A 14,952-nucleotide genomic window follows, 5' to 3' on the forward strand; every position below is an offset into this window, starting at 1 on the left:
TATTGTGAATATTATTACAGATAACAAGATCCCACTCGGTCAATGGATGGAAAGCGGTGTTGATTGGTTGACCATGAATGCCGCCGGTTTTTTTGATGCGATTTCAATTGGGTTAGATACTAGCATCACACTATTGGTCGATATTTTTAAATGGATGCCAGCAGCTGGTCCGATTCTTATGACCGCGGCCCTTGCTTGGTACCTGCAACGTCGAATTTCTATCGTGATCTTTGTTGTGAGTGCGCTCTTGTTGATCCTCAACCTGGGCTACTGGCAAGAGATGCTGGAAACCTTTGTTCTGGTTTTTGCCGCGACAACGATTTCCGTATTAATTGGCATACCGCTGGGGATAATGGCGGCGCACCGGCCTTTGGTATACACCTTTATGCGGCCATTGCTCGATTTAATGCAAACTGTACCACCGTTTGTGTATCTCATCCCAACGCTGGTGTTGTTTGGTTTAGGGATTGTTCCGGGCCTTATTTCGACCATTATCTTTGCTATCGCATCGCCAATCCGCCTGACGTATCTAGGGATCACGCGGGTGCCTGAAGAATTGGTCGAGGCGGGACGTGCATTTGGTGCCACTCGTATGAAGTTGTTGTTTAAAGTGGAATTGCCGGCGGCATTGCCAAGCATTATGACAGGTGTGACTCAGTGTATTATGTTGTCGCTGTCGATGGTGGTTATTGCTGCGCTGGTGGGGGCTGATGGCCTGGGTAAACCGGTTGTCCGTGCACTGAATACAGTGAACATTTCTCAAGGGTTTGAAGCGGGTCTTGCGATTGTATTGGTCGCCATCATTCTTGACCGCTTGTGTAAAGCACCCAACCAAGGCAACGAATAAGAGGTAACCATGGACGCAATCGCAATTAAAAATTTAGATGTCGTGTTTGGCGATAACGTACAGCCAGCACTTGATCTGTTGGATAAAGGCCTTTCTCGGTCAGAAATTATTGAACAAACTGGACAAGTTGTCGGTGTCGATAATGTATCGCTCAATGTTAAAGAAGGCGAAATCTGTGTGCTCATGGGCCTTTCAGGCTCAGGTAAATCGAGCTTACTCCGTGCAGTTAACGGCTTAAACCCTATTAGTCGTGGTAGCCTCGAAGTCCGCGACGGCGATCAAATGGTCGATATGGCGACTGTTGATTCGCAGACATTGCGTCACTTGCGCACCAGTCGTGCTTCTATGGTGTTCCAAAAATTTGCCTTGATGCCTTGGATGACGGTTGTCGACAATGTGGCGTTTGGCTTGGAAATGAAGGGGATCAGCAAAAAAGAGCGCCGCAAGCAAGCGCTTGAGAAATTGGAGCTCGTTGGTCTAGATGAGTGGGCTAACCAATATCCTCATGAACTGTCTGGTGGTATGCAGCAGCGTGTTGGTTTAGCAAGGGCCTTTGCCATGGACAGCGATATATTGCTGATGGATGAGCCTTTCTCTGCGCTTGACCCACTGATCCGAGCCCAGTTGCAAGATGAGCTGTTAGAAATACAGAAAAAACTCAATAAAACCATTCTGTTCGTCAGTCACGACTTGGATGAAGCGTTGAAGATTGGTAACAACATTGCGATTATGGAATCGGGCCAATTGATTCAGCATGGCAAGCCGGAAGACATTGTATTACGTCCAGAAACTGACTACGTCCGTGACTTTGTGGCTCATACTAACCCATTGAATGTCTTAAAAGGACGCTCAATGATGAAAACGGCTGATAACTTAACGCGCGTTGAGAATCGTTGGAAAATCTGTGATCGACGTGAAATCTGGGTCACGGCTGAGCAAGGTGGCACTTTCTCTGCAACCGCGGGCAATCAACCATTGCGTGTGGTTGCGTGGGACAAAGACACGCTCGATTTCTCACAAGTTGGCGATAACACCATTGTTGTGGCCTCACCCGATATTGAGATGCGTGACGCGATTGAAATTCGCTATAACACCAATACGCCTGTATTGCTGGTAGAAAATGGTGAATTGCTCGGTACCTTGTCTGATCATGACTTCTATCATGCTTTATTGGGTAAATTTCAGAAAAAAGACACAGACCAAGCGGCATAACTCACCACGAGTCAGCTCCATGTCTAGCCATACAAAAGGCCTGCTCTTGAGCAGGCCTTTTCTGATCATTGCGAAGTTTGTTGATAACCGAATTAATACTACGGCATGATCACGGTATCAATCACGTGAATGACGCCGTTGGACGCCATGACATCAGGTTTCACCACAGTCGCGTTGTCCACTTTCACATCACCGTAAGAGACTTTGATCATCACATCGCTACCTTGCACCGTGGTTGCTGATGACATACCCATAACTTGCTCGGCTGTGACCTTACCGGGGACAACATGGTAAGTGAGGATATCGGTTAGTTTGTCTTTATTCTCTGGCTTCAGCAGTGTTTCTACGGTGCCATCTGGGAGCTTATCAAAGGCCGCATTGGTCGGCGCAAACACTGTAAATGGACCATCACCTTTCAATGTATCAACCAGATCAGCGGCTTTTACTGCTGCGACCAACGTTGAAAAGTCATCATTTTTCATCGCAGTATCAACAATATCATGATTACCCTTATGGTGAGCAGCGACCGCGGAGCCCATGCTTGCGAGGAACGTGGCAGTGACTGCAAATTTGGTCATTGTGTGTTTTAACATCATTGTTCTCCCTTTCATTTTTTACTCCCCACCATGACGGCGATGCAACATTGCAAACGCTTGGTGACTTCCTGGGAATGATTAATTGACTGCCTTGTAGAAAACGAAGAGAGAGATGAAGCCGATCACAGCGCCAAAAATATTCCTGGCCACGATTCCTTCTTTTACGCCTGATTACCTTGATATTCACGTGAAATTTTTCGAACAACTCATTCGCATAATTGTGATTGTCCGCACACTTTTATCGGCGTAATCTCGTGCTCGTTCCAACGCAATAACGCGAACATGCTGTCGATTCTAGGGAGTATGCTTTGTGAGCAAGTTTCTGCGAAAAATAGCATTTTCAAAAAATAGCCATTTTTCAAAATAGAGACAGTGAGGTGACAAAGCATCCGCGTTATTGGCGTTTAATAGCAGTCAACCCGATACGAAAGAGGAAATAACCATGAAAAAACTTGCAGCAATTTTCGCCCTGACGCTCGCTTCAACCTCTGTAATGGCTGGTGGTTTAAACCTCGATGTCACCCCAGCTGAAGGCGGCGCTTGGGTAACCGTTACCGAGCAAGGCCAAGCGGTTGAAGGTGCGAAAGTGACTAGCGAATCCGGTCTGGATGCGAAAGTCACTGACGAGTCTGGTCGTGTATTTATTCATGCACAAAACCAGAACAGCCGTTCAGTCAACTATGTCGCTAACACAGATCAAGGCCAGCACGCTGAAAAAGCAGCCTTTGTACGTGGCGACCATAGCTAAGCATTGTTCGTGAGCCATCGTGGACAAATCTTGTCCACGAGTCATTGAGCATAAAAAAGAGAGCATTACGCTCTCTTTTTTTATGCCTTTCGGTTAACCACAACCACGTTTTCAGATCAACCATGCTTTTAGATCAAAAAGTGACTCGACTTGATGGGTTGGCGTAATGCCTGCTGGTGACGGTGTGTTATCGCTATTAAGCCAGCATGTATCAATCCCTGCACGCATGCCACCCAGCACATCAGAATGTGGATTATCGCCAACCATTAAGATTTTGTCCTTGGGGGGATTTCCCATTTTTTCAAAGGCATGTTCAAAGATCCGAGGGTCCGGCTTGGCGATGCCCACTTGCTCGGATATCACTAAGGTTGAAATCGCAGACTTCAACCCGGTTCTTTCCAGGCGGATATCTTGGAGAGCGGTAAATCCGTTAGTAATGATACCAATATGTGCATGTGGCTTGATCGCACTAATAAGATCGCGCGCGCCTGGCAATGGTTCGCAAATCTCAGCCATTGCATCTAAAAAACCCTGGTTCAATGTTGCAGGCGCCACGTTAAGACGCTCTCCCCAACGCGTAAAACGCTCGGTTTGTAGCGTATGAGCATCAATTTCACCATCTTGATATTGTACCCACAAAGGCTTGTTTAGCTCTGAGTATTCCGCAAACGCGTGATGGTCAAAATTGACATTGTAGCGCGAAAACATACGTTGTAGTCCCGCAAACGCATCGAAGTGAAACAGGGTTTCATCCGCATCAAAAAGCACCCAAGGATATCGCATCGATTTAACTCTCTTAATGTAAAGTGAAAGAGTGTAACAGACCCAGAGGTTTGCTAGCGAGCCTCCACAAGCGACTCACCGTCCATGGTGATAAATAACGAAAACACAAAGTAATGTTGCTATTAAAGGGAGAGGTATAGCCCTGCCAAGGTGGCACTCATGAGGTTGGCTAAGGTTGCGGCAAGAATGGCGCGCATGCCTAATTTGGCGATATCACCGCGGCGCTCTGGGACAATGCCGCCCAAGCCACCCATTAACATTGCTATTGAGGTGAGGTTGGCAAAGCCACATAACGCAAACGTAACAATGGCTTGGCTATGGGGAGAGAGCGCTTCTTTTAGGTTCATAAAATCCGCAAACGCCACAAATTCATTCACAGCAATTTTCTTACCAATCAAGGTGCCTGCTGTCATCGCCTCTTGCCAGGGAATGCCAATCAGCCAAGCCACTGGTGCAAATAGGTAGCCGAATAGCCACTCAAGGCTTAGTTGCGGCAAGTTTAAAATAGGCCCCAGTTTCCCTAACCCACCATTAATCAGCGCAATCATACTGATCACGGCGAGTAAGCTGGCCCCCACGGCCATCGCAATTTGTAAGCCACTCAAGGCGCCTTGCGTGCCAGCATCAATCACATTCACTGGTTTATCTTGATCGTCTTCGAGCGCTTGGTGTTGAGCATGATTCATGGGGGATTCGGTCTGCGGTACCATTATTTTGGCCATCATTAACCCAGCAGGTGCCGACATAAACGCAGCCGCGATCAGGTATTTCATCTCTACCCCCAAGCCTGCGTAACCCACCATGGTGCCGCCGGCGACTGAGGCGAGCCCGCCTACCATAACAGCAAACAGCTCGGAGCGAGTCATGGTAGAAAGAAAAGGTTTTACAACCAACGGCGCTTCAACGGAGCCAACAAAGATATTGGCCGTGGCAGACATGGACTCAGTGCGAGAAGTGCCAAGTACGCGGCGCAATAAGCCACCAATGAGGCGAATGATCCAAGTCATGACCCCAATGTGGTAAAGCACAGCGATCAGTGCAGAGAAAAAAACGATGGTGGGAAGTACATTAAAAGCGAAAATAAAACCAAGTTTAAACTTAGCCAGATCACCAAACAGAAATTCAGCGCCAATATCGCCAAAACTAATAATCGCCGACACGGCTTCTGATGCGTTAGCTAGAATACGCTGACCAAGCGGAACAGAGATGATAAAGCCAGCAAAGACGATTTGTATTAGGAACGCACCTCCCACTGTGCGCCAATTAATCGCGGAGCGATTTTCCGAAAAGACAACCGCGATAAGGAAGAGGACACTAATCCCCAAAAGGCCAATGCCAAACTGCATGATGTTGCTCCGCAAACGTTAAACTTAGGATGGAAAACGATTGCGGCGGTATTGTACGCGATTTTAATAATGTGACAAGAGTCACTTTTTGTCCTCTTTGTGTTCATTTAATTGCACTTGTGTCTATATTGATAAAAGGTGTGTTGTAGCTCGTAAATGATGCGTGACATCTTGGTTATAAAAGGTGTCGAGACGGGTTCTTCCTATCAGCATTGTGAGTGAAGATTGCGTTGCATCAAAAGTGTTGATGGTGACTGTGTCTATTTTTCATGGGCATCTAGAATAAAACCCGGCTATGATTCGAATAGGCCAAGGATAGTGCTATTTCCTTAGCGACACGATTATTTATAGTTCTGAAATAAAGAGTTCAAATAACTCGCTGAGCGAGTAAGGACGCGGGATTCGGGCTGATTTTTTCTTAGTAGGTGGTCACAAAATGAACATTTGGTTAGGCCCCTAATTAAAAAATTTTCGAGATGTGTTAATGTAGCCGACTGTGTGGTGATGACTGATCTTTTATTGATGTTAAAGATGGCTTAAACATCAATAAATAATGAGCTCGCTACCAACACTCACAGGCTTCCGAATAAACGGACTAAGGAGTTAACTCGTGAGCGATAAAAGCCATGAAGATATGATGACACCAGACGGGAAGGTTAACCCGATCGATACTGACTATCAGGTCGGTCAGGATAACGTAGCGCTGAAACTCGGCCCGTTTGGTTTTGATATTCATAACCGAGTATTTATGATTTCCGGGCTGTCGATTTTGGCCTTCATTTTTGTCACCTTGGCATTTCAAAACCAAATCGGTCCTGTTTTTGGGGATTTGCGTGGATGGCTAACCTCAAATCTAGACTGGTTCTTCCTTTCTGCAGGTAATATTTTTGTTGTTGCTTGTCTAGTGCTGGTTGTGTCACCACTGGGTAAAGTCCGATTGGGTGGTACAGAGGCCAAACCGGATTACGGCTATGCGGGCTGGTTCGCGATGCTTTTTGCGGCCGGTATGGGCATTGGCTTGATGTTCTATGGCGTGTCTGAACCATTGACGCACTTCCAAACCGCGTTAGGTGGGACGGCAACCGGTGCTGACGGCCTTCGCACTGACTGGGCGCCTTTGGGGGCGGCAGCCGGGGATACGGAAGCTGCTCGTCGCTTAGGTATGTCTGCGACTATTTTCCACTGGGGTTTACACCCATGGGCGATTTACGCGGTATTGGCTCTAGGCTTGGCACTGTTTGCGTATAACAAAGGCTTGCCTTTGACCATGCGTTCTGTGTTCTACCCACTGTTCGGTGAACGTGTTTGGGGTTGGACAGGGCACGTGATTGACATTCTCGCGATCATTGCGACCTTGTTTGGTCTTGCCACCTCGCTAGGCTTGGGGGCATCACAAGCATCCGCCGGTCTGCACTATCTGTTTGACACGCCCCTGGGTAATACCACCGAAGTCATGCTGGTGATGGGTATTACGGGCGCGGCGATCCTTTCGGTTGTTGCAGGGGTAGACAAAGGGGTCAAACGCCTGTCTGAAATCAACATGATTTTGGCACTGTTGCTGCTAATCTTTGTTATTGCCGTGGGTCCAACGATTGCCATCTTAACCGGCTTCTTTGGAAACCTAGGGGCATATCTACAAAATCTGCCTGCGCTGTCTATGCCATTTGGCCGTGAAGATGCGAACTTTACCCAAGGCTGGACTTCCTTCTATTGGGCATGGTGGATTTCTTGGTCCCCATTTGTGGGTATGTTTATTGCGCGTGTTTCACGCGGTCGTACTGTGCGTGAATTTATCACCTGTGTGCTTATCATCCCTTCAGCGGCCTGTGTGCTTTGGATGACCGCCTTTGGTGGCACGGCGATTGGTCAGTTCGTTAATGAAGGCTATACCGCTGTTGCTGATGCGGAGCTTTCACTCAAGCTGTTTGCGATGTTGGATGACTTGCCGTTGGCATCAATCACCTCGTTTATCGGGATTATCCTGGTTATGGTATTCTTTGTGACCTCGTCTGACTCGGGCTCATTGGTTATTGATACCATTTCAGCGGGCGGTAAAGTGAATGTGCCTGTACCACAGCGTGTTTTCTGGGCGTCTTTCGAGGGCTTGGTTGCGGTTGCGCTGATCCTTGGCGGTGGCTTGGTTGCCCTGCAAGCGATGGCGGTATCAACCGGTTTCCCATTCACGATTGTGCTGTTGGTCGCGACGGTCTCCTTGTTTAAAGGCTTGATGTCAGAGCCGCGAGGCTAGTTAGCGAAATAGCGTTAATCTAGTCAATGATGAAAGAGGCAGCGCACCATGCGTTGCCTCTTTTTATTAGCGCTGTTTTATTGCCCTTTTTTTCAGCCCTCCTTTGCCGCTAATGTTCGTCTCTCGAGACGGAGCGTTATGGAGTGGTTAAATATTGACCAAGCTCGCCAGCCCTTTATTCACCTATTCATCTTGTGTGATATTCTTGCTGACTTTTCTGTCATTGCTTCTTTTTGCGTGCTGACGTTTACCTCGATATCGAGTGTCGTCCAGGCAGCGTTTAGCAATAATGACAGGTTGCCGAGTAGACGGAGTAAGGAGTTTACGTGTGAGCGATAAAAGCCATGAAGATATGATGACACCAGACGGGAAGGTGAACCCGATCGACACCGATTATCAGGTCGGTCAGGACAACGTTGCCCTCAAGTTTGGCCCGTTTGGCTTTGATATTCATAACCGTGTATTTATGGTCGCGGGTTTGGTGATTATGGCCTTTGTGTTTGTGACGTTGGCTTTCCAAAACCAAATGGCCCCGATTTTTGAGCAGATGCGCGCTTGGTTAACCGCAAATCTCGACTGGTTCTTTCTCTTAACTGGTAACGTCTTTGTCATCGCTTGCTTGGTGCTAATTGTCTCACCACTAGGCAAGGTACGGCTAGGGGGCACTGAGGCCAAACCGGATTACGGCTATGCTGGCTGGTTCGCGATGCTTTTTGCCGCTGGTATGGGCATTGGTTTGATGTTTTATGGTGTCTCTGAGCCACTAACCCATTTCCAAACGGCGTTACAAGGGACCGCAACGAGTACTGATGGTCTACGTACCGATTGGGCACCTTTGGGGGCTGCCGCCGGTGATACCGAAGCCGCGCGTCGACTGGGGATGTCGGCAACCATTTTTCACTGGGGCTTACACCCTTGGGCGATTTATGCCGTATTAGCACTCGGTTTGGCATTGTTTGCTTATAACAAAGGGCTTCCTTTGACCATTCGGTCGGTATTTTATCCGCTGTTTGGTGAGCGTATTTGGGGCTGGACCGGTCACGTGATTGATATCTTAGCTATCGTCGCGACGCTCTTTGGTCTTGCTACTTCGCTTGGCATTGGTGCATCACAAGCATCCGGTGGTTTGCATTATTTGTTTGATACACCATTGGGGGCCACCACTGAAGTCTTGCTGGTGATCGGCATTACTGCGTTGGCGATCTTTTCGGTCGTAGCGGGTGTGGATAAAGGGGTAAAGCGTTTATCTGAGATCAACCTAGGCCTGGCGTTCTTACTCCTCCTTTTCGTGATTATCGTCGGGCCAACGTTAGCGATTCTGACCGGCTTCTTTGGTAACCTTGGGGCGTATTTACAGAATCTGCCGGCGCTGGCTATGCCATTTGGCCGAGAGGATGCCAACTTTACCCAAGGTTGGACCGCGTTCTATTGGGCATGGTGGATTTCTTGGTCTCCATTTGTGGGTATGTTTATTGCCCGCGTCTCACGTGGTCGAACCGTTCGCGAGTTTATTACCTGTGTGCTGCTGATCCCATCCGCCGCGAGCGTATTGTGGATGACTTCATTTGGTGGCACCGCGATTAACCAGTTCGTCAATGAAGGGTATACCGCAGTGGTTGACGCAGAGTTGTCGCTGACCTTGTTTGCCATGCTAGAAGGGTTGCCGTTAGCAGAGATTACCTCGTTTATCGGTATTATCTTGGTCATTGTCTTCTTTGTTACCTCGTCTGACTCCGGCTCTTTGGTGCTAGATACCATTTCGGCAGGCGGGAAAATGGACGTACCGGTATCGCAGCGCGTTTTCTGGGCAACCTTCGAAGGCCTGGTCGCGATCGCACTGATCCTCGGCGGCGGGCTTGTTGCGTTACAGGCAATGGCGGTTTCGACGGGCTTCCCGTTCGCGGTGGTCTTGCTGGTGGCGACGCTCTCCTTGTTTAAAGGCCTTGCTTCTGAGCCGCGTGCAAAATAAAGAAGTGTGCTAACTGCTTGATAGTTAGCTAAGATAGAAAAGGCAGGCTTTCGAGGCTGCCTTTTTTTATGGCAAGTGATACGGCACACTGTGTCACAGCCAACGGACATTCTGATTCACTGTGTCCTACCACGATATTATCGCACGTTTAGGTGAGCGCTATGGAAGCTGAACAAATCGAGATTGCAACATTTCTTGCACAGTACGCCCCATTTGATTCAATGCCCGAAGAGGTGGTCGCAGAAGTGGCAACCAGCATTGAGATCAGTTATTTCCGTGCAGGCACCGATATTTTTGCTTACGGTGATGAAATTCACGACTTGGCGATCATGCGTAGCGGCGCTGTCGAGCTGTTTCGCCGTAATGGCACCCTGTATAACCGCATATCCGAGGGCGACATTTTTGGCCAAATGGGTCTATTGATGAACAATCGTGTGCGGATGCCAGCGAAAGCGATTGAAGACACTTTGATCTATTTTATTCCGGAAGCCACGTTTAATCGCTTGTTTGATGATTTTGAGCATTTTGCCGATTTTGTCGAGGTGGAAGATAGAACACGCTTGCGCCAAGCGGTATCAAGCCACAATGAAGCCAATGATCTCACCACCTCCAAAGTGAAGAAACTGATTATTCGCGACCCGGTGATGATTGCCAGTACTGACTCCGTGCAATATGCCGCGCAAGTGATGTCGCAAGAAACCGTCTCATCGATTTTGGTCATGGGTGATGAGCCCAATCCAGAAACAGGGCTCAAACCGGTACTGGGGATTATTACCGATCGAGACTTGCGTAACCGGGTGTTAGCAGAAGGTTTGCCTTATGAAACGCCGGTTCAGGAGATCATGTCGCCACAGTTGATTACCTTGGATCATAATGCGTATATTTTTGAGGCCATGCTGACCATTCTGCGCTCCAACTTGCACCATGTGCCGGTGCTACAGCACGGTAAGCCGATTGGTGTGGTTGCCTTGTCTGATATTGCACGCTACGAGTCGCAAAACAGCTTGTTCTTGGTGGCGAGTATTTTCCGTCAGCAGTCGGTCGAGGATTTGGTGATCTTATCTAAGCAGGTCAAAGATTGCTTTGTACGCATGGTCAATGAAGATGCCAACTCGCATATGATTGGCTCGGCACTGTCGGTGATTGGACGCAGTTTTAAGCAGCGTCTTTTAGAGCTTGCCGAAGAAGAGTTGGGTGAGCCGCCTGTGCCTTATTGCTTTTTGGCGATGGGCTCTATGGCGCGTGATGAGCAGCTGATTGTTACCGACCAAGACAACGCAATTATCCTTGATGACAACTACGATCATGGCCAACACAATGCGTATTTTGAAGCCCTGTCTAAGCGCGTCTCTGATGGCTTAAACGCATGTGGTTATACTTACTGCACCGGTAATATCATGGCGACCAACCCCGAGTGGCGTAAAACGCTGAAACAATGGGAGCAATGCTTTGCCGATTGGATAGATAATCCTAGCCCGCGTTCACTGCTCGACAGTAATATTTTCTTCGACTTGGATGGGGTGCATGGTCGCACGAACTGGGCCGAGCAACTTAAAGCTTTCGTGGGTCGTCGCGCCCGTCGCAATAATCGCTTTTTGGCGTCCATGGCGCGTAACGCCTTGAACCGCACTCCACCATTAGGCTTTTTTAAAGATTTTGTCATGGAGCAAGACGGTCGCCACAATAATTCGATTAACTTAAAGCGGCGTGGTACCGCACCCTTAGCCGACTTGATACGTGTTCATGCATTGGCGACCGATTCGCGCTCGCAAAACTCGTTTGAGCGTTTAGACGATATTATCGAAGCAGGGATCTTACCCAAAGGCCGCGGTCCCGATCTGCGCGATGCGATGGAGTTTATTTCGATGGTCAGGATCCGTCACCAAGCATTAGATATAGAAGCGGATCGTGAACCTGATAACAATATTGAGCCAGAGAACTTATCTGACTTTGAGCGCCGTAATTTAAAAGACGCCTTTCAGATTTTAAGTAATGCCCAGAAATTTTTGAAATTCCGCTATCAGCCCAATCGGTCGTAAAGGAAGGATATGTTCCACTTTAATCTTAGGAAAAAAGAGGATGCAGACCAGGTAGACTGGCGTGCGATGCTAGACACGAAACGCGAGACCGTGCAGCACGAAACCTTGCAGGCCTTTTATCAGCAAGGATGGGTGTCACCCGACACGCCCGTTTCGCAAGTGCCGTTTGTGGCGCTTGATTTTGAAACAACGGGGCTCGATAGCCAGCAAGATGCGATTGTCAGTATTGGCTTAGTGCCTTTTACTCTCAATCGTATTCGCTGCCAACAGGCACAGCATTGGATTGTGAACCCCAACCGACCACTTGCCGAATCGTCGATTGTCATTCACGGCATCACGCACTCCGACATTGTCAATGCACCGGATTTTTCCCATGTGATTGAGCCACTACTCAGCGCGCTGGCCGGTTCAGTGGTGGTGGTGCATTATCGCCGGATTGAACGCGAGTTTTTGGATCGTGCGATAAAAGAGCGGCTAGGCGAGGGCATTATTTTCCCCATGGTCGATACCATGGAATTAGAAGCCTGGAAGCATCGCACCGGCAAGCGTAGCTTCGCTGACTGGATAGCCCGTCGGCCGCCGGAATCGATTCGCTTGGCTGACAGTCGGCAGCGCTATCAGTTGCCGTTTTATCAAAGCCACCATGCGCTTACCGATGCAATCGCCACTGCCGAACTACTACAGGCACAAATTGCACACGACTTCTCGCCTGATACACCCATTAGTGAGTTATGGCGATAATAAACAAAGACACAATGAACGTTTCTCGTGTGGTTTCCGTATTCGTCGACAAGGCGTATAATTTGCGTGCTACAAGCCAGTGACGGAAAGTAAGAGGAACACAAATGACATTGATCCACGTAGTAGAGGGGCTGGCATTCGGTCTCGGGGTGCTGTTGTTATCATCGTCGGTTGGCTTTGCCTATTGGGGATTGACGCTCAAACCGGAAGAAGCAGAAGACATGACAGCGCGTAAAATTGAGTTGGGTTTTTACGCCGGTGCGTGTCTGGTTTTTACGCTATTAATCGGGTATTGGTTGAGCGTGTAAGTTCATCGCCTTAAAAAGTGAGCCCAATAAAAAAACCACCGAATCATCGGTGGTTTTTTTGTTCTATCGTCTTGGCATTACCAAACGTCTTTATCGATTTGCTTATCCAGTTTCGGGAATTTGGTACGATCAAAGGTCGGGTTTTTACCCGCACGACGCTGGTCTTCGTAGTCTTTCATCAAGGCGAACGCGACGCCAGACAGCAGCGCAATCGCGACCAAGTTAATCACGGCCATCATCCCCATTGATAAGTCAGCAAAGCTCCAAATCAGTGGCAGATCCATCACCGCGCCCATCAGCACCATTGCGAGCACCGCAATACGATACAACAAGATGGCTTTACGACACTTAAAGATATATTCGATGTTCGACTCGCCATACGAATAGTTAGCAATGATCGAGGTAAAGGCAAACAGCAGAATCGCGATGGCGATAAAGGCAGCGCCCCAATCACCGACTTGGCTGACCAAGGCTTCTTGCGTCAGTGCAATACCTGTCAGGCCGCTCTCAGGCTCAAGCATGCCCGAGATCAAGATAATCGATGCGGTCGCGGTACAAATGACAATGGTATCGACGAAGACACCCAGCATTTGGACGTAGCCCTGCGCGGCAGGATGATTCGGCTTGGTAGTCGCCGTTGCCGCAGCATTAGGGGCTGAACCCATACCTGCTTCGTTTGAGAACAAGCCGCGTTTAATCCCTTGCATCATTGCTTGCGCGATCGCATAGCCCATGGCACCGCCTGCAGCCTGCTCCAAGCCTAATGCGCTTTTGACAATGGTTGTAATCACGGCGGGAAGCTGTTCGATGTTCATGGCAACCACGACCAAAGCAACCAATAAATAAGCCAGTGCCATAAAGGGGACAATCAGCTCTGCAACGCGTGCGACTGAGCGCATGCCGCCAAAAATAACCGGTGCGGTGACCAACGCCAGACCGATACCGACAGCGAGATCATTAAAGCCAAACGCGGTGTCCATGGCTGCGGCAATGGAATTCGATTGCACCCCGTTAAAAGCCAAACCAAAGGCGATAATCAAGCAAATGGCAAATGCAATCCCAAGCCAACGTTGACCCAAGCCTTTTTCGATGTAGTAAGCCGGGCCTCCGCGGTAGGTTTTGTCGTTGTGGTTCACTTTGTACGCTTGCGCGAGAGTGGATTCGACAAAGCTGGTGGCCATACCCGCCAGGGCGGTTAGCCACATCCAGAAAATAGCACCCGGGCCACCAAGATACAGCGCCACCGCGACACCTGCCATATTCCCGGTGCCGACACGCGCGGCAAGACTGGTACTGAATGCTTGGAACGACGAGATCCCGCCTGATGCGCCATTACGGCTGTCTGCCATCAGTTTAAACATGTGGCCAAAGTTACGGAATTGAATGAAGCCTGATCGCACCGTGAAGTACAAGCCTAAGCCAATCAAAAGATAAATCAGTACGCTGCCCCAAAGGAGGCCGTTACCTGTATCGACTACGGACACAAATAGATTTTTAAGTAGTTCCATCATTAAACTCTGTTTTGTCTGTTGGGAGACGCCTTGCACGGTTGTTGCTCGGGCCATAACCCGATGATTACCGAATGCGAGGGTCGACAACCACTGTCCTTGTGAGATCGCTGCCATCCATGCAGGTGAGCAACGCGTCACTCGAGAAAGTCATGCATCAAGGCCTGATATGACGAGTGGACGTTGAGTCTGCAACAGCATTTTGAATCCATGCTCGGCTGTTGCCAGAGTGCGCTTTGATTAGCCATGCCGATGTTTCAACGCACCGGTACACTAATTGGAGCACGCCGGATAATACCGATATTTGTGAGACAAAACACTATATGATTAGCGAAGTGTTGGTTTTTTAATCGGTTGCATGTGTTAATAACAGCACTAAAAACTGTAACCAAAATGTAATGCTTTGCAGGCTAATTGCTTGATGTTAAAGCAGTCCAGGTTCAATTGGATAAATAATATAGCGTAAATAATGACTATTTATTCACATTGTTAAGACTGAACAAAATGTGATCGACAGCACGTAATATCAGCAAAATCGAGTGGTAAGCATGCAAGCCATTCGGAAACGCCAACCGTTTTTGTCAGAAAAAGTAGCGGCCGCATGCCT

At 48.6% G+C, this 14,952-nt stretch carries 12 protein-coding genes; 8 read left to right on the forward strand and 4 right to left on the reverse strand.

The window, feature by feature from the left end; translation table 11 throughout:
- Positions 1 to 4: 4 nt before the first annotated feature.
- Both choW and choV read left to right on the forward strand, forming a co-directional pair.
- The gene (gene choW / locus HLG76_RS02570; RefSeq protein WP_021022506.1) at positions 5 to 847 is read left to right on the forward strand and encodes a choline ABC transporter permease subunit; all 843 of its coding nucleotides are present in this window, start codon (positions 5 to 7) and stop codon (positions 845 to 847) included.
- Positions 848 to 856: 9 nt separating this feature from the next.
- Positions 857 to 2,059, forward strand: coding sequence for a choline ABC transporter ATP-binding protein (gene choV / locus HLG76_RS02575; protein ID WP_077668865.1), 1,203 nt, complete (start codon positions 857 to 859; stop codon positions 2,057 to 2,059).
- A 98-nt stretch (positions 2,060 to 2,157) separates the two neighbouring features.
- Here the strand turns inward: choV and HLG76_RS02580 are convergent, their stop codons facing one another.
- Entirely contained in the window at positions 2,158 to 2,598 is a 441-nt protein-coding gene (locus HLG76_RS02580) for a fasciclin domain-containing protein (RefSeq protein ID WP_254877611.1), read from the reverse strand.
- Positions 2,599 to 3,097: 499 nt separating this feature from the next.
- On the opposite strand from HLG76_RS02580, the gene HLG76_RS02585 reads away from it, so the two are divergent.
- Positions 3,098 to 3,403, forward strand: a complete 306-nt coding sequence (locus HLG76_RS02585) for a hypothetical protein (RefSeq protein WP_021022504.1) — start codon at positions 3,098 to 3,100, stop codon at positions 3,401 to 3,403.
- 111 nt (positions 3,404 to 3,514) lie between these two features.
- Here the strand turns inward: HLG76_RS02585 and yjjG are convergent, their stop codons facing one another.
- Together yjjG and HLG76_RS02595 are read right to left on the reverse strand one after the other, a co-directional pair.
- The gene (gene yjjG / locus HLG76_RS02590; RefSeq protein WP_077668862.1) at positions 3,515 to 4,186 is read right to left on the reverse strand and encodes a pyrimidine 5'-nucleotidase; all 672 of its coding nucleotides are present in this window, start codon (positions 4,184 to 4,186) and stop codon (positions 3,515 to 3,517) included.
- A 122-nt stretch (positions 4,187 to 4,308) separates the two neighbouring features.
- On the reverse strand, positions 4,309 to 5,532 hold the full coding sequence (locus tag HLG76_RS02595) for a NupC/NupG family nucleoside CNT transporter (protein ID WP_077460139.1): 1,224 nt from the start codon (positions 5,530 to 5,532) through the stop codon (positions 4,309 to 4,311).
- A 610-nt stretch (positions 5,533 to 6,142) separates the two neighbouring features.
- On the opposite strand from HLG76_RS02595, the gene HLG76_RS02600 reads away from it, so the two are divergent.
- From HLG76_RS02600 to HLG76_RS02620, 5 genes are all read left to right on the forward strand, one after another.
- Complete coding sequence (locus HLG76_RS02600) at positions 6,143 to 7,780, forward strand: BCCT family transporter (protein ID WP_077460140.1); 1,638 nt, start codon at positions 6,143 to 6,145, stop codon at positions 7,778 to 7,780.
- Between the two features lie 352 nt (positions 7,781 to 8,132).
- On the forward strand, positions 8,133 to 9,749 hold the full coding sequence (locus HLG76_RS02605) for a BCCT family transporter (RefSeq protein WP_254877612.1): 1,617 nt from the start codon (positions 8,133 to 8,135) through the stop codon (positions 9,747 to 9,749).
- A gap of 161 nt (positions 9,750 to 9,910) precedes the next feature.
- Positions 9,911 to 11,788 (forward strand): DUF294 nucleotidyltransferase-like domain-containing protein, encoded by a 1,878-nt coding sequence (locus HLG76_RS02610; protein ID WP_021022499.1) that lies wholly within the window; start codon positions 9,911 to 9,913, stop codon positions 11,786 to 11,788.
- 9 nt (positions 11,789 to 11,797) lie between these two features.
- Positions 11,798 to 12,529: a 3'-5' exonuclease gene (locus HLG76_RS02615; protein ID WP_077575881.1), complete on the forward strand. Its 732-nt coding sequence runs from the start codon at positions 11,798 to 11,800 to the stop codon at positions 12,527 to 12,529.
- A gap of 104 nt (positions 12,530 to 12,633) precedes the next feature.
- Complete coding sequence (locus HLG76_RS02620; RefSeq protein WP_021022497.1) at positions 12,634 to 12,837, forward strand: hypothetical protein; 204 nt, start codon at positions 12,634 to 12,636, stop codon at positions 12,835 to 12,837.
- Positions 12,838 to 12,914: 77 nt separating this feature from the next.
- Here HLG76_RS02620 and HLG76_RS02625 read toward each other — a convergent pair whose 3' ends face one another.
- Positions 12,915 to 14,345: a sodium:alanine symporter family protein gene (locus HLG76_RS02625; RefSeq protein WP_175993051.1), complete on the reverse strand. Its 1,431-nt coding sequence runs from the start codon at positions 14,343 to 14,345 to the stop codon at positions 12,915 to 12,917.
- Between the last annotated feature and the right edge of the window lie 607 nt (positions 14,346 to 14,952).

The organism is Salinivibrio sp. EAGSL, from assembly GCF_013366455.1.
GTDB lineage: Bacteria > Pseudomonadota > Gammaproteobacteria > Enterobacterales > Vibrionaceae > Salinivibrio > Salinivibrio costicola.

What these genes read in the sequence shown, in the direction of transcription:
- HLG76_RS02585 (WP_021022504.1), top strand. Translation starts at nt 3,098, where the DNA reads ATGAAAAAACTTGCAGCAATTTTCGCCCTGACGCTCGCTTCAACCTCT.
- HLG76_RS02595 (WP_077460139.1), bottom strand. Translation starts at nt 5,532, where the DNA reads ATGCAGTTTGGCATTGGCCTTTTGGGGATTAGTGTCCTCTTCCTTATC.
- yjjG (WP_077668862.1), bottom strand. Translation starts at nt 4,186, where the DNA reads ATGCGATATCCTTGGGTGCTTTTTGATGCGGATGAAACCCTGTTTCAC.
- HLG76_RS02625 (WP_175993051.1), bottom strand. Translation starts at nt 14,345, where the DNA reads ATGGAACTACTTAAAAATCTATTTGTGTCCGTAGTCGATACAGGTAAC.
- HLG76_RS02620 (WP_021022497.1), top strand. Translation starts at nt 12,634, where the DNA reads ATGACATTGATCCACGTAGTAGAGGGGCTGGCATTCGGTCTCGGGGTG.
- HLG76_RS02580 (WP_254877611.1), bottom strand. Translation starts at nt 2,598, where the DNA reads ATGGGCTCCGCGGTCGCTGCTCACCATAAGGGTAATCATGATATTGTT.
- HLG76_RS02615 (WP_077575881.1), top strand. Translation starts at nt 11,798, where the DNA reads ATGTTCCACTTTAATCTTAGGAAAAAAGAGGATGCAGACCAGGTAGAC.
- choV (WP_077668865.1), top strand. Translation starts at nt 857, where the DNA reads ATGGACGCAATCGCAATTAAAAATTTAGATGTCGTGTTTGGCGATAAC.
- HLG76_RS02610 (WP_021022499.1), top strand. Translation starts at nt 9,911, where the DNA reads ATGGAAGCTGAACAAATCGAGATTGCAACATTTCTTGCACAGTACGCC.
- HLG76_RS02605 (WP_254877612.1), top strand. Translation starts at nt 8,133, where the DNA reads ATGATGACACCAGACGGGAAGGTGAACCCGATCGACACCGATTATCAG.